The 22,335-nt window shown below is 45.0% G+C and carries 17 protein-coding genes; 1 reads left to right on the forward strand and 16 read right to left on the reverse strand.

What is annotated here, in order from left to right; all coding sequences use genetic code 11:
- Nucleotides 1-160: 160 nt before the first annotated feature.
- From serS to lrp, 6 genes are all read right to left on the reverse strand, one after another.
- Entirely contained in the window at nucleotides 161-1,462 is a 1,302-nt protein-coding gene (gene serS / locus ACYX4W_RS13705; protein WP_474806611.1) for a serine--tRNA ligase, read from the reverse strand.
- A gap of 10 nt (nucleotides 1,463-1,472) precedes the next feature.
- Nucleotides 1,473-1,856: a fluoride efflux transporter CrcB gene (gene crcB, locus ACYX4W_RS13710; protein WP_014949631.1), complete on the reverse strand. Its 384-nt coding sequence runs from the start codon at nucleotides 1,854-1,856 to the stop codon at nucleotides 1,473-1,475.
- Nucleotides 1,857-1,929: 73 nt separating this feature from the next.
- Nucleotides 1,930-3,237 carry a replication-associated recombination protein A gene (locus ACYX4W_RS13715; RefSeq protein ID WP_476073554.1) on the reverse strand — a complete coding sequence of 436 codons (1,308 nt, stop codon included), beginning with the start codon at nucleotides 3,235-3,237 and terminating at the stop codon, nucleotides 1,930-1,932.
- Nucleotides 3,224-4,063 (reverse strand): outer membrane lipoprotein periplasmic chaperone LolA, encoded by an 840-nt coding sequence (gene lolA, locus ACYX4W_RS13720; protein ID WP_476073555.1) that lies wholly within the window; start codon nucleotides 4,061-4,063, stop codon nucleotides 3,224-3,226. Before lolA ends, ACYX4W_RS13715 begins: the two co-directional genes overlap by 14 nt.
- Nucleotides 4,064-4,079: 16 nt before the next feature.
- Nucleotides 4,080-6,860 (reverse strand): DNA translocase FtsK, encoded by a 2,781-nt coding sequence (locus ACYX4W_RS13725; RefSeq protein WP_476073556.1) that lies wholly within the window; start codon nucleotides 6,858-6,860, stop codon nucleotides 4,080-4,082.
- Between the two features lie 290 nt (nucleotides 6,861-7,150).
- Entirely contained in the window at nucleotides 7,151-7,636 is a 486-nt protein-coding gene (gene lrp / locus ACYX4W_RS13730) for a leucine-responsive transcriptional regulator Lrp (protein ID WP_179983537.1), read from the reverse strand.
- Nucleotides 7,637-7,821: 185 nt separating this feature from the next.
- Between lrp and ald the strand changes: the two genes are divergently transcribed.
- A complete protein-coding gene (ald, locus tag ACYX4W_RS13735; protein WP_476073557.1) occupies nucleotides 7,822-8,955 on the forward strand; it encodes an alanine dehydrogenase in 1,134 nt (377 codons plus the stop codon).
- 123 nt (nucleotides 8,956-9,078) lie between these two features.
- On the opposite strand, the gene pyrF is transcribed toward ald, so the two are convergent.
- From pyrF to gyrA, 10 genes are all read right to left on the reverse strand, one after another.
- Nucleotides 9,079-9,777 carry an orotidine-5'-phosphate decarboxylase gene (pyrF, locus tag ACYX4W_RS13740; RefSeq protein ID WP_476073558.1) on the reverse strand — a complete coding sequence of 233 codons (699 nt, stop codon included), beginning with the start codon at nucleotides 9,775-9,777 and terminating at the stop codon, nucleotides 9,079-9,081.
- Between the two features lie 6 nt (nucleotides 9,778-9,783).
- The gene (gene lapB, locus ACYX4W_RS13745; protein WP_179983540.1) at nucleotides 9,784-10,953 is read right to left on the reverse strand and encodes a lipopolysaccharide assembly protein LapB; all 1,170 of its coding nucleotides are present in this window, start codon (nucleotides 10,951-10,953) and stop codon (nucleotides 9,784-9,786) included.
- Nucleotides 10,953-11,213 carry a LapA family protein gene (locus ACYX4W_RS13750; RefSeq protein ID WP_474806596.1) on the reverse strand — a complete coding sequence of 87 codons (261 nt, stop codon included), beginning with the start codon at nucleotides 11,211-11,213 and terminating at the stop codon, nucleotides 10,953-10,955. The genes lapB and ACYX4W_RS13750 overlap by 1 nt, the downstream gene beginning before the upstream one ends.
- Before the next feature lie 162 nt (nucleotides 11,214-11,375).
- Nucleotides 11,376-13,718, reverse strand: coding sequence for a PilZ domain-containing protein (locus ACYX4W_RS13755; protein WP_476073559.1), 2,343 nt, complete (start codon nucleotides 13,716-13,718; stop codon nucleotides 11,376-11,378).
- Between the two features lie 202 nt (nucleotides 13,719-13,920).
- Nucleotides 13,921-14,208, reverse strand: coding sequence for an integration host factor subunit beta (gene ihfB, locus ACYX4W_RS13760; protein ID WP_014949641.1), 288 nt, complete (start codon nucleotides 14,206-14,208; stop codon nucleotides 13,921-13,923).
- A 76-nt stretch (nucleotides 14,209-14,284) separates the two neighbouring features.
- Nucleotides 14,285-15,955, reverse strand: a complete 1,671-nt coding sequence (gene rpsA, locus ACYX4W_RS13765) for a 30S ribosomal protein S1 (RefSeq protein WP_474806593.1) — start codon at nucleotides 15,953-15,955, stop codon at nucleotides 14,285-14,287.
- A 119-nt stretch (nucleotides 15,956-16,074) separates the two neighbouring features.
- Nucleotides 16,075-16,746, reverse strand: a complete 672-nt coding sequence (gene cmk / locus ACYX4W_RS13770; RefSeq protein ID WP_014976668.1) for a (d)CMP kinase — start codon at nucleotides 16,744-16,746, stop codon at nucleotides 16,075-16,077.
- A gap of 184 nt (nucleotides 16,747-16,930) precedes the next feature.
- Nucleotides 16,931-18,214, reverse strand: coding sequence for a 3-phosphoshikimate 1-carboxyvinyltransferase (aroA, locus tag ACYX4W_RS13775; RefSeq protein ID WP_476073560.1), 1,284 nt, complete (start codon nucleotides 18,212-18,214; stop codon nucleotides 16,931-16,933).
- A 1-nt stretch (nucleotide 18,215) separates the two neighbouring features.
- A complete protein-coding gene (serC, locus tag ACYX4W_RS13780; RefSeq protein WP_476073561.1) occupies nucleotides 18,216-19,301 on the reverse strand; it encodes a 3-phosphoserine/phosphohydroxythreonine transaminase in 1,086 nt (361 codons plus the stop codon).
- A gap of 144 nt (nucleotides 19,302-19,445) precedes the next feature.
- Nucleotides 19,446-22,160, reverse strand: coding sequence for a DNA topoisomerase (ATP-hydrolyzing) subunit A (gene gyrA, locus ACYX4W_RS13785; protein WP_476073562.1), 2,715 nt, complete (start codon nucleotides 22,158-22,160; stop codon nucleotides 19,446-19,448).
- Between the last annotated feature and the right edge of the window lie 175 nt (nucleotides 22,161-22,335).

Here is a 22,335-nt window from a genome sequence, read left to right on the forward strand (position 1 = left end):
ACTTAAACAGCATACAAACTTACTTAGCAATAAGTATGAGATTCAGAAGTAGGAGGGAGAATTATAAAATCCGATACCTCTTACGGTACCGGATTTTTTGATGCTTATAGATAATAGAGTGGCTTGAAATTGCCATGGATTATCTACTGGTAGAGTTTATTTACGCACTAGTCGCCTTAATCACTTCCTGGCCTGCCATGTAAGGAACGAGTGCCTTTGGAATGGTTACGCTTCCGTCTGCTTGCTGGTTATTCTCCAGTATAGCTACAAGCGTACGCCCTACCGCTAAACCAGAACCATTCAGTGTATGAAGCAGTTCAGTTTTATTCGTTTCAGGGTTACGGAATCTTGCCTGCATACGTCTCGCTTGGAAGTCCAGCATGTTAGAACATGATGAAATTTCACGGTAAGTATTCTGTGCAGGTAGCCATACTTCAAGATCATAGGTTTTACATGCACCAAAGCCCATGTCACCGGTACATAGCAACACTTTGCGGTAAGGTAGCTCTAGCTTTTGCAGAATAATTTCCGCATGACCAGTAAGCGCTTCTAGCGCGTCGAAGCTATCTTCTGGCTTAACTAGCTGTACTAGTTCTACCTTGTCGAATTGATGCTGACGAATTAGACCACGGGTATCACGACCGTAAGAACCGGCTTCAGAGCGGAAACACGGTGTGTGTGCCGTCATCTTAACAGGCAGTGTTTTCGCGTCTAAGATCTCATCGCGCGCAATATTCGTTAGCGGTACTTCTGCCGTTGGAATAAGACTTAGCCCCTGCCCTTCTTCGGTTGCTGGCTTAGTATGGAATAAATCTTCTCCAAACTTAGGCAATTGGCCTGTGCCGTACAAGCTATCAGCATTAACCAAGTAAGGCACGTACATTTCTTGGTAGCCGTGTTCTTGTGTATGGGTATCAAGCATAAACTGAGCAAGTGCACGGTTTAGGCGGGCCATATCGCCACGCATGACGACGAAGCGGCTTCCTGTAAGCTTGCTTGCAGTAGCGAAGTCTAAGCCGTTGTTTAAGCCTTCAGCGACATCTACGTGATCTTTTACTTCAAAATCAAACGTGCGAGGCTCGCCCCAACGAGAAATTTCCACGTTGTCGTCTTCATCTTTACCTTCTGGTACAGACTCATGCGGCAAGTTAGGAATGCCCTGCGTAAGGGTGTTTATTTCTTCTAACAGTTCGCTAAGCTCTGCTTTAGCGGCGTCAAGCTCATCACCCAGTTTACCCACTTCAGCTAAAAGCGGTGCGATGTCCTCACCCTGCGCCTTAGCTTTACCAATGGATTTACTTCGTACGTTGCGCTCGTTTTGCAGATCCTGTGTTCTGGACTGAAGTGTTTTTCTTTTTTCTTCAAGCGAACTGAAAGCTGCTACATCGAGGTTAAAACCACGGGCAGCTAATCGCTTAGCTGTTTGTTCTATATCGCTTCGCAAACACTTTGGATCTAACATGTGTTTCTAATTATCCTTTCATCAATTGAATGGCTAGCCAACCTGCTATTAGGCAAGCGCCAACGTTAAGAAATACATTTGCTGCGGCTTTAAGCCACAACCCGTTTTCTAATAAAGTTAAGGTTTCAACGGAAAATGTTGAGAATGTGGTAAAGGCACCTAATAGCCCTACACCGATAAGCGCTCGGTAAGGAGAGTCGCTTAAATCATGACGTTCGATAAAACCGTACAGTAATGCGAGTGCAAACGACCCGACCACATTCACCGTTAGTGTACCAAACGGCATGTGTTTTCCAAATAAGGAATCAACACTTGTGGTAACAAAATAGCGTAAACAGGCGCCGGTCGCACCGCCAGCGGCAATAAAACAATACAAAGCTAACCCTTGAGGCACGAAAACTCCCTAGCGCATTTTATTATTAACTAATTCATATAATCTGAACTAGTTGAGTTACTTGTCTGCAACTTTACCTTTTATTGTTACTTCTCGCATTAAGTGAATCGAGAAATTCACGCTTGGCTTTCAAAGCTTTCTCTAAACCGCGCTCGTTAGGATTATACAAGCGAGTACCGGCAAGGCTATCTGGTAAGTATGTTTCGCCAGCTGCGAAGGCATTCGGCTCGTTGTGTGCATAGCGATAACCGTCTCCATGACCCAGTTCTTTCATAAGCGATGTAGGTGCATTGCGCAAATGCATAGGAACCGGTGCATCAGAGGTCTTTCGCGCCAGTGCTTTGGCTTCATTAAACGCCATGTAAACCGCATTACTTTTTGCAGCTAAGGCACAGTAAACGGCGGCTTGTGCAATAGCACGCTCGCCCTCTGCAGGCCCTACGCGATGGAATGTATCCCATGCGTTTATGCATAGCTGCATGGCCCTGGGGTCGGCGTTACCAATATCTTCAGACGCGATAGCCAGTAATCGCCTTCCCACGTAAAGTGCATCACCGCCGCCATCCAAAATTCTTGCATACCAGTAAAGAGCTGCGTCAGGATCTGACCCCCTCACTGATTTATGAAAGGCTGAAATCAAATCGTAGAAGGTATCGCCTTTGTTGTCGTAGCTTGCTACTTTCTCGCCTACCGCATGCTCAACATCGCTAACGGTAATATCGTTAGAACTTGTGAAGTCTGCAGCCAACTCTAAATAGGTAAGAAGGCGCCGGGCGTCGCCACCGCTTAAATCTATAAGAGCGTTTCTTGCTATGTCTTCAATACCAAGGGCTCTGTCCCCCAGACCTTTCTCGGTATCACTTAATGCTCTATCGACTAATTCTGATAACGCGTTCTGCTCGAGTGTCTTTAGCACATAAACCCGTACACGAGATAAAAGCGCCTTATTTAATTCAAACGAGGGGTTTTCTGTTGTTGCGCCTATAAAGGTAACCACACCCGATTCAACAAATGGAAGAAAAGCATCCTGTTGGCTTTTGTTGAATCGGTGTACTTCGTCAACAAACAATAAGGTTCGCTGGTTATAGCGGGCGTTCTCTTCAGCTGTGTCCATAGCGGCTCTGATATCTTTAACCCCAGAAGTAACGGCTGAGATCCGCAAAACAGACGCATTAGTGTACTGTGCGATAAGTTCAGCGAGGGTGGTTTTGCCCGTTCCGGGCGGCCCCCACAAGATCATAGAGTGGCAGTGGCCCGCCTCTAACATTTTACGAAGCGGTTTGCCCTCGCCAAGTAAATGTTCCTGACCGCTGTACTGTTCAATGGTAACTGGGCGCATGCGCGCCGCTAGCGGAGCAAATTCTTGATTAACGCTGGTCATCAACTATGAAGCTATCTGGAATATCAACTGAGAAGGTATCGGCTGGCACTGGGAAACGAGTTTCAATATTATTGAACACTAAGGTGCTGATTTGCTGTTGCGCATCGAGCATATTAAGCGAAGCGAGCTCATTATCTTGATTAAAGGTTAATGTAAGCGTTGCGATTTGGCCACCCTGTTCTTTAGGCGTGATTTGGTAGCTTTTTAAGATGCTAACACCATTTATGCTGTCTGCCGCGCCGTTTTCAGACGTTACAGCCGATGAACCGCTATTTAACTGACTGATAGAGAACTTTGACCACGTTGCTTCATCTGTTGATGTAAGCAAAACAATAGGGTTATCTTTAATCGCATTGTCTTGAGATAGGACTGTCACCTGCTCTACAAAGGTATCTACATTCCAAACCGCTTCGCCATCTGCAACCAATAGGGTTTCATCCGGAAACGTGGTTTCCCAGCGTAGCTTATTGGGGCGGGTCATGGTTAACGTACCCTGCGCCTCGTGCACCACATTTTGCTGGGCGTCCATTACTGTTTGCGCAAAGCTTGCACGAAACTGTTTCATATTGCTTAACAATGCCTGCAGCGACGTACTTGCAGAATCATTGATAAGCGATGAAGCTTTAGGCTGACTGGTGTTTACAGTGGCATTAGCCTGAATAGCGTCATGAGCACTGACAACCTCGTGAACATTGTTCTTGTCACTAGTTGAACCTGTAGTATCTAATTCTACTGCAGCGTTAGCAGCAGTCATTGCTGTACTTGCCGTTGCCATTGCACTCACAAAAACTGCACTCACAAAATAAACCGAAACTGCTTTATTCATTTATTCAATCCATTCGTTATTCTTTGTGGGGCGGCGGTGCAAGCACCTCACGGTTTCCGTTATGCCCCTGTGCACTTACGACACCACTCATTTCCATTTGTTCAACCAAGCGCGCTGCGCGGTTGTAACCAATTCTGAATTTACGCTGCACACTTGAGACACTGGCACGACGAGTTTCGGTAACAAATGCAACGGCCTCATCGTAGAAGGCATCGAATTCTTGGTCTTCGCCCTCAGGCTGCTCACCTGGCAGCAAGACTTCCGCCGTTGCTTCGCCATTAAGGATCTCATCAATGTACTCTGGCTCGCCGCGCTTCTGCCAGTCGGCCACTACCGCGTGTACTTCGTGATCGTCTACAAACGCGCCGTGAACACGGGTAGGTACTGGGCTTCCAGGTGGAAGATAAAGCATATCGCCCATACCTAACAGGGTTTCTGCGCCTTGTTGGTCGAGAATGGTTCTTGAGTCTATTTTACTTGATACTTGGAATGCACAGCGAGTTGGAATGTTGGCCTTAATCAGACCTGTAATAACATCTACAGACGGACGCTGTGTGGCAAGGATAAGATGGATGCCCGCAGCACGCGCTTTCTGTGCAATACGCGCAATAAGCTCTTCTACTTTTTTGCCCACAATCATCATCATGTCGGCGAATTCGTCCACTACCACAACAATAGCTGGTAGTTTTGCTAAGTCTGGCGCTTCGGCATCCATACTTTCTTCATTCTTCCAAAGCGGATCTTTAATTGGTGTGCCGTTAGCAATAGCTTCTTCAACTTTCGCGTTATAACCTTTTAGGTTACGTACGCCAAGGGCGCTCATTAGGCGGTAACGACGTTCCATTTCACCTACACACCAGCGAAGTGCATTGGCTGCCTCTTTCATATCGGTCACGACCTCAGAAAGCAAGTGAGGTATGCCCTCATATACTGAAAGCTCAAGCATTTTAGGGTCTATCATGATCATGCGAACGTCTTCTGGCGTGCTTTTATAAAGCAAACTCAAGATCATCACGTTCACACCCACAGATTTACCTGAACCTGTAGTACCTGCAACTAAAAGGTGAGGCATTTTAGCTAAATCAACCACTACTGGCTGACCAGAGATATCTGCACCCAGCACCATGGTTAAAGGCGACTTATTAGACTGGAAGGTATCGCAGCTAATTACTTCACTCAAACGCACCATCTCACGCTTTTTGTTGGGAAGTTCTAACCCAATAACCGACTTACCTGGAATAACCTCTACTACACGAACTGAAATAGCTGACATTGCACGGGCTAAGTCTTTTGATAACCCTGTAATTTTGCTCACTTTAACACCAGGCGCTAAATCAAGCTCAAAACGCGTAATTACTGGCCCTGGGTACACACCCACAACAGTCGCTTCAATATTGAAATCAGCCAGCTTTTCTTCAACAAGGCGAGAAATACCTTCAATCTCTTCCGGCGTCAGCGGATTTTCATGTTTGTCAGCACGCTCTAGCAAATCAAACGACGGCATAGGTGGCAAATCAGGGTCAATTTCATTCGATTTCGCTTTAACCGGCTTAGCACCAAGTGCTGCAGGCGTGAATGCTTGATTGCTTTCTTGGCTCGCTGTTTGTGCCTGTGCTGCTGGCGCAGGTGTTTCGCTAACACTTACCGAAGGCACGGGCTTACTTCCTGTTTCATAGGGTAAGTCTTCGTCAAACTCTTCTAGCTCATCAAAATTAATATGCGGGCTTTGCTGAACCTGAGGCTCACTTTGAATACTTTCACTTTCCGGCGACACTGGCTCATCTTGGTTAGATTTACCCAAGCCTGATTTATCTTTAAAGCTACCCGTTACCGCATTGCGCATACTTGATAATGAAAATGCTGACTTCTTCGTCTCAGGTTCACTTTCGCCCGCATTTGAAAGCGCTTCATCGCTTCGTAAGTTTTCGCTATCTTGCGTCGACTTACCTTCAGCTTGCGCCTTATCGCTGCCATCATAAGTATAAAACGGTGGCTCATCATCAAGCTCATCAATACCGAAAGAGGGTTCATTGCGAGTCGGAGTAGCTCTCTGCGTAGGCGTTTGCGGTTGCTGTGGCTGTTCCTGGGCTTGTGCGGAAGAAGCTAAGGGTTCAGCTCGCATGCTGGTAATATCCAGCTCGGCAGTGTCGGTGCTTTCTTGGTTAGAAGATTTATTGGTCAGCGCCAGACGTGGCATTTCAAGTGCCAATAAACTTTGTGGTGCAGACAGGGTTTTACGCCCCAACCACAGCGTTCCTTCCCCTAGCCTATCGATAATAGTAAGCCAACTTATACCTGTTAAAAGCGTAAAGCCTGTACAGAAAAAGCAAAGTAACAATAGGATAGTACCAGCGGTATTAAAGTACGGTATAAGCGCTGAACTAATTACATCACCTACAAAGCCGCCGGCTGAAAAGTTGTAGATATCATCAAAATTGATACTGGCGATGCCAGTTGCGCCAAGGGCCATTAATAACCCACCGATAATTCGCAACCCAATGGTGAGGTAGTCGAATTCGTCCAACTCTTTGATGTGCTGGAAAAGGAACCACCCTAAAAATGCAGAGCCAAATGGGAGCAAATAAGCAAGAAAACCAAATGAAAATAGCAATAAGTCAGCAACCCATGCACCAGTGGCGCCCACCCAATTGTGTATATCTAATTGTAAACCAGCCTGACTCCAGCCTGGGTCGCCTGGATGAAAAGATACTAGTGCCAGCAATAAGAAGAAGGCGAAAACACAGGCGATAATCATGCCTGCTTCCCACACTCGCTGAACCCCTGTTAATCGCGCCATAACCCTAAAGAACCTTCAATTTCTATCGCATGTAGTTTTATATCGACTAATGGTCTTAGCCTATACGTACTATCTTTGCGTTAAACGCTACAAAGAGCTTAGCGAACTCTTTGCAATCCCTAAATAATTATTATTTGAGTAATGTTGGTAAGTAGCTGAGCCTATTAAGAAAGCTATTGGGATGCTCCCCTACCCTATTGTATGTGAACCGCAACAATCCTTTCGTTGCACACAAACACTGTATTTTTGCACAGCCTACCATAAAAACACGCTATTGAGCCATGCTTTCATTACTTCAAATTAATGCGCAGTGATGATGTGCTTTTTACTTCTTCCATCACAACATAGGTCCGAGACTCACTTACACCCGGTAAACGCAATAAGGTATCACCCAACAGTTTTCTATAACTGCCCATATCCGCAACACGGGCTTTTAATAAGAAGTCGAAATCACCAGATACCAAGTGACACTCTTGAATATCGTCATGCAGTTTTACCGCAGCAGAAAATTCTGCAAAGATATCTACCGATGTTTTGGTTAATGTAATCTCAACGAACACGAGCATAGCAGCGCCAAGCTTTTCTGGGTCAACTAACGCGTGGTAGCCTTTTATATAGCCCTGAGCCTCTAATCTCTTGACTCTCTCTAAGCAAGGGCTTGGGCTTAAGCCCACCTCTTTAGCAAGTTCGACATTAGATATACGCCCGTTTTTCTGCAGTTGTACCAGTATATTCCTGTCTATCCGGTCAAGGTGTTTAGGCGTCTTTACCAACATATAAAATACCTCACAAGCTATCTTTTAAAGGATTATATGCTACATAACTTCATTATTCAGCAGATAGTTCGTTTTTTTATGACGTATACTCGCCAAATAGCTTTACGGGCTTTCAAGACCGATTGCTACGAAACAAAGTTCAACCAGAGCCACATAGAAGCTCGTTATAAATTTGAGGACGATACATGTTAGTTGGTGTACCAAAAGAAATTAAGAACCACGAATATCGTGTTGGCTTGACGCCAGCAGCAGTAAAAGAATTTGTTACTCATGGTCATAGTGTTCTTGTTGAAACTAATGCCGGTGATGCAATCGGTTTCACTGACGAAATGTATGTAGACGCCGGTGCTGCGATTGCAACTACTGCTGAGCAAGTGTTTGCTGAAGCGGAAATGATTGTAAAAGTGAAAGAGCCTCAACCAAACGAATGTAAAATGCTTCGTAAAGGCCAAACGCTTTATACTTACCTTCACTTAGCCCCAGATCCTACGCAAACTAAGTTATTAGTTGAGTCAGGTGCAACCTGTATTGCTTATGAAACAGTAACTGACGACCGTGGTGGTCTTCCATTGCTTGCACCAATGAGTGAAGTAGCGGGCCGCATGTCTGTTCAAGCTGGCGCGCACTACCTTGAAAAAGCGCACGGCGGCAGCGGTACCCTTCTTGGTGGTGTACCCGGTGTAGCGCCAGGCAAAGTATTGGTAATTGGTGGTGGCGTTGTAGGAACTAACGCTGCAAAAATGGCACTAGGTCTTGGTGCTGATGTCACCATTCTAGACCGTTCGCTTCCGCGTCTTCGCCAGCTAGACGATATCTTTAACGGTCAAGTTAAGACGGTTTACTCTACAGTTGATGCTATCGAGCATTACTCTTCTAAAGCAGACCTTGTTGTTGGCGCAGTCCTTATTCCTGGCGCAGCAGCACCAAAGCTACTTACCCGTGAACAAATTAAAGCGATGAAGCCGGGCTCTGTGCTTGTAGATGTTGCTATTGACCAAGGTGGCTGTTTTGAAACGTCTAAAGCCACTACGCACCAAGACCCCGTTTACGTTGTTGATGACGTAGTTCACTACTGTGTAGCTAACATGCCAGGCGGTGTTGCGCGCACTTCTACTATGGCGCTTAACAATGCGACCTTGCCATTTGGTTTGGCTCTGGCAAACAAAGGCCCAGCCAAAGCTATGTTAGAAGACAAGCACTTGCTAAACGGCTTGAACGTTCACGAAGGTAAAGTAACCTATAAAGCGGTTGTTGATGCACTAGGTGAAGAACTCGGTTTAACCTATACGCCAGCTGAAGTAGCGCTTAAAGGCGAATAAGATTTTTCGATTATTTTAATGGCTCTAGATCACTCTCGTGAATAAAGAGCCTTAAAAATGGCATAAAGAAAAAAGCTCGGAATGTGAACACCACATCCGAGCTTTTTTGTATTTGCATTAAGTCTAACCGTTTATTGATTCGTTTACGGACTTCAATACTGCAATAGGGTCTTCTGCTTTCGTGATAGGTCGCCCCATAACTAAATAGCTTACGCCTGCTTTCATTGCATCAGGTGGCGTCATAACACGTTTCTGGTCGCCAGCGTCAGCGCCTACAGGGCGAATACCTGGCGTAACTAATAGAAAGTCATCGCTGTGTTTTTCGCGCAATGCGCTGGCTTCCTTCGCTGAACAGACGATGCCGTCTAACCCTGCTTTTTCTGTTAGTGCTGCCAAGCGCAGTACTTGTTGCTCTGGTGTTACACCGCTTACCACATCAGCCAGTTGTGCCTCGTCCATGCTGGTAAGTACAGTGACCGCAATAAGCTTAGTGTGTGGGTTGCTGCTTGTTGCGATGGCTTCTTTAGCCGCTTGCATCATAGGTAGGCCGCCGGAAGCATGTACGTTTACCATCCACACACCTAGCTCCGCCGCTGCTTTACACGCTTTTGCAACCGTATTTGGAATATCGTGGAATTTTAAATCTAGGAAAACATCAAAACCTTTAGCAATAAGCGCTTTTACGAATTCCGGCCCGAATAAGGTGAACATCTCCTTGCCCACTTTTAGCTTGCATAAGCTTGAATCTAATTTATTAACAAACGCCAATGCAGTGTCTTTATTGTCATAGTCTAATGCAACAATAACGCGTGGGTCATGCATGTTCTTTTATTCTCCGTCTAGCCCTTTAATAGGTTTTACTACACCCCACTTTTTACAGCTAGGGCATAACCAATATAATTTACGGCCGGAAAAGCCACAGCTGCCACAGCGATATTTAGGACGCTGCAACATTTGCTTTTCAACCAATTCTTTAAGTAAGCGTAAACTATCAGCCGTAGTTTTATCTGAAAGCTGATCTATATAAAGCCCCATAAGGGTTTTAAATCCGCGCATGGTCGGGCGTTTACGAAGCTGTTCTAATAGATATTCTGCGGCTTGGGCTGTTTCACCGCGCTTCATTAGCACATCAACCATGGCTAAATAAGACGTTGCGCACTCTTGCCAGTGTGCTTCTAAGTTTTTCTGGAAACTATCCCAGTCATCGGTTTCTTCGGCAATTTTTTCAAGGCTCGGCACAGCTTCGCTAAACCAGTTAATATCGCGTTCTGCGACTTGCGTAAAATAGGCATTCGCGTCAGTGAAGCGTTTTTGATTAAGCGCTATATCACCTAACATCAGCCACGGCCTAACAGCATGTTCATCTGCATTAACCGCTTTCTGTAACAGTGTTAACGCTGCTCCTTGGCTTTCGTTCTTTAACTCAACCGCTGCTTGCTCACAGTAAAAGTGGGCAAGGCGTTCGCACAGTTCATCATTATCACCATGACATTGCACCATGCGCTCAGCTAATTCTATCGCTCTTTCCCACTCTTTCGTGGTTTGATAGATGCTAAACAGCTGCTGCTGGGCAACCAAATAATGTTTTTCACTGTTTAAAAGCTGAAGAAATGCGTTTTCCGCGCGCTCTAAAAAGCCGGCTTGCGTATAGTCGTGACCGAGTTCTCGAAGCGCATTTTCTCTTTGCGCTGGTTGTAGTTCGTCGCGACTAACCAAGTTTTGGTGAACTTTAATAGCCCGATCTATTTCACCGCGGTGACGGAAAAAGCTGCCCATGGCAATATGGGTTTCAACCGTATCGCTATTCACGTTAATCATTTTGATTAACGTATCAACGGCCTTATCGGGCTGGTCTGAAAGTAAAAAGTTTAGCCCCTTATAATAATGCTTAGATAGGATACTTGACTGTTTTCGCTGCGCTTGACGGACACTATTGCGCCCCATTATCCAACCATACCCTGCCGCAACAGGTAAAAGGAGAAACAGCAGTTCGAGCATTAGTGGTCTTGTTCCAAACTCTGTATTTTAGATTGCGCAGACATTAACTGAACACGTAGTTTCAGCCAACTCATTAACATGATTAAAATGCCGATACCCACACCTATTGAAAGTGTAATCGCAATCAATGTTGATAAGCGAAGATTCGCCTGAGCAATGAGATAATTAACTGTTACTTGTGCTTCATTTTGAGAGCCAATCACAAATGCAATGGCAAGCAGCACTAAGATAATGAGAAACGCTATGATCCCTTTCAACACTCAACCCTTTTTTATTGATTTATTTACAAGAATAGCAAAATGCGAAAAGAGATAACACTAAAAGCGTGTCGGAAATGCTGTTATACCAATACACATAGATAATTGTCTACTCAGAAGGCGCAGGCAAGTTTCCTAGCAAAGCGTGGGAATGCAGAAATAATATTAAGCTGCACCTTCACCTTCAATTTCATGGCGCTGAGGTTTTGCTATAAGGTTTTCCACCACTAAATCATGGTGAAGCGCAGACATATTCGTGATGAATATGCAGTGTGTATAACCTGCCTGCATGGTTTCAAGCTTGTCATACATAGCCTTATCTAACTTCGAAAGCTGCGCTAGCCGTTTTTTGGTCAACGGTGTTATAGCCCCGTGGCAGCGTATTGCGGTAACATCAGTAGCACTTAGCTGAATTTTTTCTTCATCTAACTGAGTTTTGATTTGTGTACGAAGCTTAGAGAACAAGAAATCCCGTTCTTTGATATACACCAAACGATTGTCGCTTTTTCTCACGCAATGCACAACTAAAGCTTGTTCAGAGGTTTCTTTAAACATGGCTTCTAATATTTGGGATTTAGGCTTTGCCTGACCTTTGTCTGCAAAGAAACCATGAAGCGGGATGATATTTTGTGTACGTGAAAAGGGATAAAGATCGTCAGATGCATCGCTTTGATAGACAGTTTTTAGCCTGTCGAGTGTAAACCTATTCATTACGCAAAGTACCGATAGCGACGGCATATGCCTTACGGCAAGCTCCCAAATGTAACGATGTGTTGATCGCTGAATACGAGCAATATCTCTCACTTTAAAATAAGCCGTATTCTCTTCAACCATGTGATCGACGTTAGAGCTCACTTTAGCTTTGCGTGTGTCTTCTACGAGGCATAGCCTGACCACGCCAGTTTCAGCTTGGTAATGCACAACCTTATATTTTTCGCCTTTAATTTTTAGTTCCGGCACAGAAACTCGTATCTCTTTTTGCAGATCGCTGTGCGGCGCAACTGTCAATTTCATACCGCTGGCGCTTAAATCGGCCACTCGCGCGTCAAGAGAGGTAAGCAAGCCTACTTTGATGGAAGCGGGTTTATCGATAACGTAGCGAGTTTCACTCCGTCTATCTAAATCTTCTTCCATGACATAATCTATGCGCCAGTTGTCACCGCTAGCTTTCAACGTTTTAGACAAAGGCTTGAAATCGCATTTAGCAGAAAGCGTTAAGTTTGTGAGGTATGCTGATACATCTTTGCAGTATAAAACATGGGAGATCTGGGCAAGCTGCTCAAATTCTTTACTCGCAATATCGTGAATAGCAAAGGCTTTTTGTTTATCTTCACGGGTCACACTATCTAGGCGACAGTGGGTACATATAAAGTCACCACTTTTTGCAAGCAAATATACAAGCGCATTAAGTTGCTTAAGCGCAAGTAGTTGCCTGTGTGTAGCGGTTATCTGTACGTTACCACTTTTGGTTTTAATATTGCCATGAAATACATAAGCTTCGTTGTACTTTCGCAACTCATCAACTAACGTAGAGAAAATAGGCTTATCTTGCAAACTTGTCAGTAGTTTGTCCGCATCATTGTGCTCGACATTCGCCTTAGTAAAAAGGGCTATCATAGGTTTTAGAGATTGCTTTTCAGGTGCAAGAAAAACAGGAAGCCACGGGCTATTTTCAAGTATTCGGTCGCGCTCGAGCTCCTGCATAGCACGCTCTATTTCTAAATCTCTTTGCAGCGGTTGCTTATAGGCAGTTACCGCAACATAACGTTTGAGCGTTGCTAAAAAACCCTTATCGACGTCATCAGGAAAATTAAATGACGTTTCGTATTTCCCTAAATGTTTATTGTATTTTACAGACTCTAGTTCAAGGGTAATTTCAGTAGGTTCTTTGGTCAGGCCTTTAACTTCGGGAATGGTGAAAGTGATTACATCGCCGGTGGATGCATTAGGTGGCCTTTTCGTCTCTAAAGTAATTCCATTATGTGACATAGAGCTTATTGAGCAATGACGGCCTTTCTCGAATTCGGGGGAAGAAATAGTAAAGTTGGGCCGAATAGCAATGTCATCACCAAAGTCGATATCGGTAAACGACTGGCTTTCAACGTTAAATGCATCGACAATTTTTTTGAACTGTTCTTTTTTTATTTGATTTTGGTAGAAGTCTGAGTTCATTACTGACTCAAACACACCTACGGTGTACCTGTCTTGATAGAGCGATGTTTCGTTTTTGAGGATCTGCGCGCCAACTTTATCGAGGCGCATCTGAACACCGAAGTGCTTGAACTTCATGACAGGGAATTGGGCGAAGGCAGAATTATCGGCGGGAGCGTCGGTTAACGATGTTAATCGAACGACCTCTTCTTTCACGACTTTTCGGACACTACTAGGCAAACGCTTCGAAAACTTATTAATTCCCTCTAGCAACCTGTTTTGTTGTTCATATGGAATTAACGCGCGAATGAGCGGCTGGTATTGTTTTATTATTGCTTGTTCATCGCCGGCTGACATTACTTCTACGTATACCGTTTATTATTATTCGAATAATATATAACCCTACTTTAGTCGGGGTCAATAGGCATTAAAAATTAAACAAAAGTATCTCAGGGTATTCGTTAATTTAAGCTAGGCAGAGGGTTAAATGAAAGGCTTATTGTGATGATACTTTCCATCTGGCACAAAAAAGCCGCTTTACAGCGGCTTTTAAAATGCATTATGCGATTGAGGCGTCTACCCTTTCGCGAAGCTCTTTACCAGGTTTAAAGTGCGGTACATATTTACCGTCTAGTTTCACAGTTTCACCCGTTTTAGGGTTTCTACCTACGCGTGGAGCGCGATAGTGAAGAGAGAAACTACCAAAACCTCTAATCTCAATACGCTCACCCTTTTGAAGAGTTTGCGCCATTTGCTCTAGAAGTTCTTTAATAGCCAGTTCGAGTTCTTTCGCCGGAATATGACGCGCTTGATCCGCGAGCCGTTCAATTAATTCAGACTTGGTCATGTTTAACCTCGTTGTCAATATTATTGTTTAAACAGCTATCGCGAATTGGGCGTGCAGATGCACACCCACAAAAGCATTATTCGCCTTTAGCAGCTTTAAATGCTTCTGCCATCGCGTTAGCGAAACCAACATCTTCTTGCTGGTTAACTTTATCGATAGCTTCTTTTTCGTCAGCCTGATCTTTCGCTTTAACAGATAGGTTAACAGTGCGGTTCTTACGGTCAACGCCCATGAACTTCGCTTCGATGCTATCACCAACGTTAGCCGCTTCTGTTGCGTCTTCAACACGCTCTACAGCAAGATCTGCAACGCGGATGTAGCCGTCAACTTCTTCAGCTAGGTTTACAGTAACGCCTTTCGCATCAACTGCTGTTACTGTACCAGTAACGATAGCACCTTTCTTGTTATCTGTCAGATACTTGTTGAAAGGATCTTCTTCGATTTGCTTAACGCCAAGAGAGATACGCTCACGCTCTGGGTCGACTTGTAGTACAACTGCAGAGATTTCATCGCCTTTCTTGTAGTCGCGAACCGCGTCTTCACCAGACTTGTTCCAGCTGATGTCAGAAAGGTGAACTAGACCGTCGATGCCGCCGTCAAGACCGATGAAGATACCGAAGTCAGTGATTGACTTGATCTTACCAGACACTTTGTCACCTTTTTCGTGTGACTCAGCAAATGTTTCCCAAGGGTTAGCAATGCACTGCTTAAGACCTAGAGAAATACGACGACGCTCTTCGTCAATTTCAAGAACCATTACATCTACAGTGTCACCTAGGTTAACAACTTTAGATGGGTGGATGTTCTTGTTAGTCCAGTCCATTTCAGAAACGTGTACAAGACCTTCAACGCCGTCTTCGATTTCAACGAAGCAGCCGTAGTCAGTAAGGTTAGTAACCTGACCGTTGATCTTAGTACCTTCTGGGTAACGAGAAGCAATTTCTTGCCATGGATCGTTGCCCATTTGCTTCATACCAAGAGAAACGCGCTGCTTCTCTTTGTCGAACTTAAGTACTTTAACGTTGATTTCGTCACCAACATTCACGATTTCACTTGGGTGCTTAACGCGCTTCCAAGCCATATCAGTGATGTGTAGAAGACCGTCTACGCCACCAAGGTCAACGAACGCACCGTAATCGGTAAGGTTCTTAACGATACCCTTGATTTCGTGACCTTCTTCAAGGTTAGCAAGAAGCGTTTCGCGCTCTGCGCTGCTTTCTGCTTCGATAACTGCACGACGAGAAACAACAACGTTGTTACGCTTAGCGTCTAGCTTGATAACTTTAAACTCAAGCTCTTTGCCTTCAAGGTGCGTAGTGTCACGTACTGGACGTACGTCAACAAGAGAACCAGGAAGGAACGCGCGTACACTGTTAACTTCAACAGTGAAACCGCCTTTAACTTTACCGTTGATAACGCCTTTAATTGTAGCTTTATCTTCGTAAGCTTTTTCCAGCTCAACCCAAGCTTCGTGACGCTTCGCTTTTTCACGAGAAAGGATAGTTTCACCGAAACCATCTTCAACTGCATCTAGTGCAACGTCTACTTGGTCACCGATAGCGATTTCTAGTTCGCCTTCAGCATTTTTAAATTGGTCAGCTGGGATAGCACTTTCTGATTTCAAGCCTGCATCAACAAGAACGATGTCTTTGTCGATAGAAACAACAGTACCTTTTACAATTGAACCAGGACGTGTTTCTAGTTCTTGTAAGCTTTCTTCAAAAAGTTGTGCAAAATTTTCAGTCATAAGTCTCAAATAAACTTTTAAGTTGATATCCACGCTTCTTATCCGGATAACGCGGGGTTATTAAAATTAGTCGCCACTTCCTGTAGCAACACTGCTTTGGATGCGATCAGCTCTCGTCATTAAAGGCGTGAGGAAATAATATCCATCGCTTTTTCAAAGACTTGGTCAATATCCAAGTCCGTTGAATCTATAATTACTGCATCTTGTGCCGGTACCAAAGGAGCCACCGCACGTTGTGTATCGCGCTCGTCTCTTGCCTTGATATCGGTTAAAAGGCGCGCAATATTAACATCCATGCCCTTTGCTTTCAACTGGCTATAGCGCCGTTCAGCACGGGCCTCTGCGCTTGCTGTAAGGAAAATCTTTACAGGCGCATCAGGAAATACCACGGTCCCCATGTCGCGACCATCAGCAACAAGACCTGGATCTTGTTGGAAAGCGCGTTGTCTGCGAAGTAGCGCTTCGCGAACACGAGGTAATGCTGCAACTTTTGATGCCACAGCGCCAACCTCTTCAGTACGAATATCGTCAGTAACGTCTTCGCCTTCTAAGATAATGCGAGTGGTATCGCCATTCGTCTCGAAACTAACATCAAGACCGGTTGCTAGAGGAACAACACATTCTTCATCATCACACGGAAGGTCGTGGTGAAGTGCAGCAACTGCTAATACGCGGTAAATTGCGCCGCTATCTAGAAAGTGCCACCCTAATTTTTTTGCTAGCAAGCTACTTAACGTACCCTTGCCTGCACCACTAGGACCGTCAACCGTGACTACGGGTGTGGAATGCATACCTGCTCCATCGTTTAAATTACTAAAAATCGCGCGCAATTATACGCTTTAGTGAGAGATAAGCAATGCCGCCTCTTAGAGTCGGCATTGTACATTAGGATAAATCTGATTCAGATCAACGAAGCAACTAAAGGTTTAACCTACATAGCCCTTCATTAACCTCTTACTCATTTTTACAAGGCTTTTACGCGCTATATAAAGTTTTAAAGCGGGTAAAATAGTCTGGGAAGGTTTTGCGCGTACAACCTGGGTCGTTTATTGTCACCGGCGTATCGCTTAATGCAACTAGTGAAAAGCACATTGCAATACGGTGGTCGTTATACGTATCTATTTCAGCATGTTTTAGCGAATCAGTTGGCCATACTTTTATATAGTCGTGACCTTCTTCTACTTTCGCACCTAGCTTTTGAAGTTCGGTTGCCATAGCCGCAAGTCGGTCTGTTTCTTTAACACGCCAGTTATAGATGTTAGTCATGGTCGTAGGACCTTCAGCAAACAGCGCTGTAGTGGCAATGGTCATGGCGGCATCCGGAATATGGTTCATATCCATGTTCACACCTTTAAGTGGCGCACCGGTTATTTCAACATATTCATCGTTCCACACTACCTTTGCACCCATGGCTTCGAGCACGTCAGCAAAGCGGATATCACCTTGAATGCTTTTCTGCCCAATTCCGGTTACGCGTACCGTTCCACCTTTAATGGCGCCGGCTGCAAGGAAGTAGGATGCAGAAGAAGCATCGCCTTCTACCATAAATTTACCTGGCGCAACGTACTTAGCGTCAGCAGAAACCGTAAACGTCTGGTAGTTGTCATTCTCAACAGTAACACCAAATTTAGCCATGGTGTCTAGCGTGATATCGATATAAGGCTTAGACACTAATTCGCCTTTGATACGAATAGTCACATCTCCTGAGAACAGGGGGGCTGCCATTAAAAGCGCCGTTAAAAATTGACTAGACACGCTGCCATCAACCGACATTTCGCCACCGTTTAACGTCTTACCTTTAATTTGAAGCGGAGGGTAACCTTCATTTTTAAGATAAGATACGTCAGCATCTGCTTCGCGTAGTGCATCCACTAAATCGCCAATTGGGCGCTCTTCCATTCGCGGTTCACCCGTTAACACGGTATCCACGTTACTTGCGGCAAGTGCTGCACATAAAGGTCGCATTGCTGTACCGGCATTACCTAAGAAAAGCTCAAGTGGCTCAGCCACCTCAAATGCGCCACCATTACCTTGCACAACGCATTGAGTTTTATCTTCGCTTAAGCGATAGCTAATACCTAACTTAGTAAGTGCGTTGAGCATATGCTCGATATCTTCGCTATCAAGCAAGTTAGTAAGTTCAGTTTCGCCTTCAGCTAACGCGGCAAGCAATAGTGCGCGGTTAGACAGACTTTTTGAGCCAGGTACATTGACCTCTCCCGATACTTTTGCAATCGGGTCTAATGTTAACTGCTCCATTTTATCCATTCACTCTTTCAAATTCGCGCATAAATTCAACTAGCGCAACAATGCCCTCTACCGGCATTGCATTATAAATACTGGCACGCATGCCCCCTACCGAACGATGCCCTTTAAGAGCAAGTAACCCTGCTTCTTGTGACTGTTTAAGGAACAATCCGTCAAGTTCAGCATTAGCTAAATGAAACGGCACGTTCATTTTTGAACGGTTGTCAGGGTGAACTTTACTTGAATAAAAGTCAGAACTGTCGATAGCTGAATACAATAACGCCGCCTTTTCAGCATTGCGTTTAGCCATAGCGTCAACGCCGCCCATGTCTTTAAGCCATTCAAATACAAGCCCTGCCAAGTACCATGAGAACGTTGGCGGTGTGTTGTACATAGAATCAGATTTTGCCGCTAAGGCATAATCGAAAATAGAGGGCGTTTCTTTACGTGCTTTGCCAACTAGGTCTTCGCGAACAATCACCACAGACAAACCGCTTGGGCCGATATTCTTTTGTGCGCCGGCGTAAATAACACCGTGCTTTGCTACATCTAGCGGTTGTGACAATATCGTCGAGGACATATCAGAAACCAGCGGCACCTTTCCCGACTCTGGTAGCCAATCGAAAGCAATACCGTCTACCGTTTCGTTCGGGCAAAAATGGTAATAGGCCGCAGACTGATCGATATCACTCAGAGCAGGCTTAGCGATATAGTGAAGTCCGTCTTTTTCTGTAACGTCGCCCACTACTACCGCGTTATTGTATTTACTCGCTTCACTCACCGCGCCTTTTGACCAAGATCCGCTCACTAAATGAAGGCTGGTATCATCGGCGGATGACAAATTGAGGGGAACAGCAGCAAATTGCCCGCGTCCACCACCGTGTGTGAAAAGCACATGGTAGTTAGATGGCACAGATAGCAAGTCACGCAAATCCTGCTCTGCTTTTGCGGCTATCTCAATGAAGTCTTTACCACGATGGCTAACTTCCATTACAGAACAGCCTAAATCGCGCCAATTTGTAAATTCTGATTGTGCCTTTTCCATCACTTCTTTAGGAAGCATGGCCGGCCCAGCACTAAAGTTAAAAACCTCTTTCATTGCGTTTTTCAACACCTGTAGATAAGTACCGTTCAACCCGCTTTATCATAGACATTTTGCGGGCCTATTAGGTAAACAAGCGGCAAAAGCCGCTTGTTTGAAAGAACACTGATAATGCGCATGGCCTAAGCCTGCGCGCTATCCCTACTCTTCTGTCGTTGAGCCGTCACCGTCTTCTGCGGTGTTTTCTTGCTCTTGAACAGCAGTTTCTGCTTGTTCTGGCGCATCGTCCGAAATGATTGGGTTACCGTCCTCATCGAGTTCCTGCAACTCTGCCACTTCTTCAATACGTTGTAACCCTACAACGTGCTCGCCTTCTACTGTACGTATTAAGCGAACGCCCTGCGTGTTACGGCCTACTACTGACACCTCGCCTACACGGGTACGAACCAGTGTGCCTTGGTCACTAATAAGCATAATTTCATTGGTTTCGTCTACTTGAACCGCGCCAACTACTTTACCATTACGCTCAGACACCTTAATTGATACAACACCTTGTGTTGCACGGCTCTTAGCTGGGTAGTCCTCTAGCGGTGTACGCTTACCGAAACCATTCTCTGTCGCTGTTAGGATTGGGCCGTCTCCTTTAGGAACAATAAGTGACACCACTTTTTGCCCATCTTGAAGACGAATACCGCGAACCCCTGTTGCCGTTCTTCCCATTGGACGAAGTGCAAGAAGCTCTTCACCCGTTTCTGGATCTCGCTTAACTTCACCGGTTTCGCTGTCGCGAAGCTTCTCGTTAAAGCGAACTACTTTACCCGCGTCAGAGAACAACATGATGTCATCATCGCCGTGGGTAATATCAACGCCAATTAGCTCGTCACCTTCATTTAGGTTAACGGCGATAATACCGCTTGAACGAGGGCGAGAATATAGGCTTAGGTCAGTCTTTTTCACTGTACCGTTTGCCGTTGCCATCAGTACAAACTTGCCTTCTTCGAATTCTTTAATAGGAAGAATAGCAGTAATACGTTCGTTATCTTCTAGCGGCAGTATGTTCACAATCGGGCGTCCGCGTGCATTTCGGCTAGCAAACGGCAATTGATACACTTTCAACCAGTACAAGCGACCACGGGTTGAGAAACACAGTATGTGATCGTGGGTATTCGCAACAAGAAGTTTTTCGATGAAGTCTTCATCTTTCATCTTAGTTGCAGATTTACCACGACCGCCTCGACGTTGTGCTTCGTAATCTGTAAGTTTCTGGTACTTCACATAACCTTCGCGAGAAAGCGTTACAACAACGTCTTCTTGCTCGATTAGATCTTCAATATCAATATCGTGACTTGCAGCGGTAATTTCAGTGCGACGCTCATCACCAAATTCGTCACGCACTTTTTCAAGTTCTTCTTGAATCACTTCCATCAAGCGCTCTGGGCTATTAAGGATGTGAAGAAGTTCTGCGATTAGCTCTAGAAGTTGCTTGTATTCTTCAAGGATCTTCTCGTGCTCAAGACCTGTTAGCTTGTGTAAGCGTAGGTCAAGAATCGCTTGCGCCTGCTGTTCTGTTAGATAGTACTTGCCGTCGCGAATACCAAATTCTGGCATTAACCAGTCAGGGCGTGCAGCGTCATCGCCTGCGCGCTCAAGCATTTGTGCAACATCACCTAAGTCCCAACCTTGTGCAACAAGCGATTTCTTGGCATCTGCCGGGCTTTGCGATGCTTTAATCAACTCGATAATCGGGTCGATATTAGCAAGTGCGATTGCCAAACCTTCAAGGATATGGGCACGGTCACGGGCTTTACGTAATTCAAATACCGTACGACGTGTTACCACTTCACGGCGGTGAAGAATAAAGGCTTCAAGCGTCTCTTTAAGGTTAAATACTTTAGGCTGACCATTGTCTAGCGCAACCATATTAATACCGAATACCGTTTGAAGCTGGGTATTGGCATATAAATGGTTAAGCAGAACTTCGGCAGATTCGTTACGTTTAACTTCAATAACAATGCGCATGCCGTCTTTATCAGACTCATCACGCAGTGCCGAAACGCCTTCAATACGCTTCTCTTTTACCAGTTCAGCGATCTTTTCAATAAGACGTGCTTTATTAACTTGGTAAGGGATTTCATTAACAACAATGGTTTCTTTACCACTGTTGTCTGTCTCGATTTCGGCTTTAGCACGAAGATAAATTTTACCGCGACCAGTGCGGTACGCATCTTCAATACCTTTACGACCGCTGATCATCGCCGCCGTTGGGAAGTCAGGACCAGGAATATGGGTCATCAGATCATCAATGGTGATCGATGGGTCTTGAATTAAAGCAACACAGCCGTTGATGACTTCGGTAAGGTTATGCGGCGGTATGTTTGTCGCCATACCAACTGCAATACCTGACGAACCGTTAACTAGAAGGTTAGGCACCTTAGTTGGCAATACTTCAGGGATAAATTCAGTACCGTCGTAGTTAGGTACAAAATCAACGGTTTCTTTATCTAAATCGGCAAGTAATTCGTGCGCAATTTTCGCCATGCGAACTTCGGTATAACGCATCGCAGCGGCAGAGTCACCGTCTACAGAACCAAAGTTACCTTGACCGTCAACCAGCATGTAGCGCAGTGAAAACGGTTGGGCCATACGAACGATAGTGTCGTAAACCGCAGAGTCACCGTGAGGGTGATATTTACCAATTACGTCACCTACCACACGGGCAGATTTTTTGTATGGCTTGTTAAAGTCGTTTTTCAGTTCGTTCATTGCGAACAGCACACGACGGTGCACTGGCTTCAAGCCATCTCTTACGTCAGGCAAGGCTCGCCCGACAATAACGCTCATCGCGTAATCAAGGTAGGAGTTCTTTAACTCTTCCTCAATATTAACGGGGAGGATTTCTTTAGCGTTATCAGACATAAACTGCTTAATCCCTTTATTTTGGTTTGTTCTGCGTTATCCAGCGCTTAACTTCACATCATTGTGAAAGCAAGGCTTGGGAGCGCACTGTTGTTATTATGTGGGTCATAATCGTGCTTCGAGTGTACCACTTGATGACAGAATTATGTAGCGCTTAATTACGCTTATTAATCAA

The sequence above is a fragment of the Alteromonas sp. ABH4_454 genome, assembly GCF_056311775.1.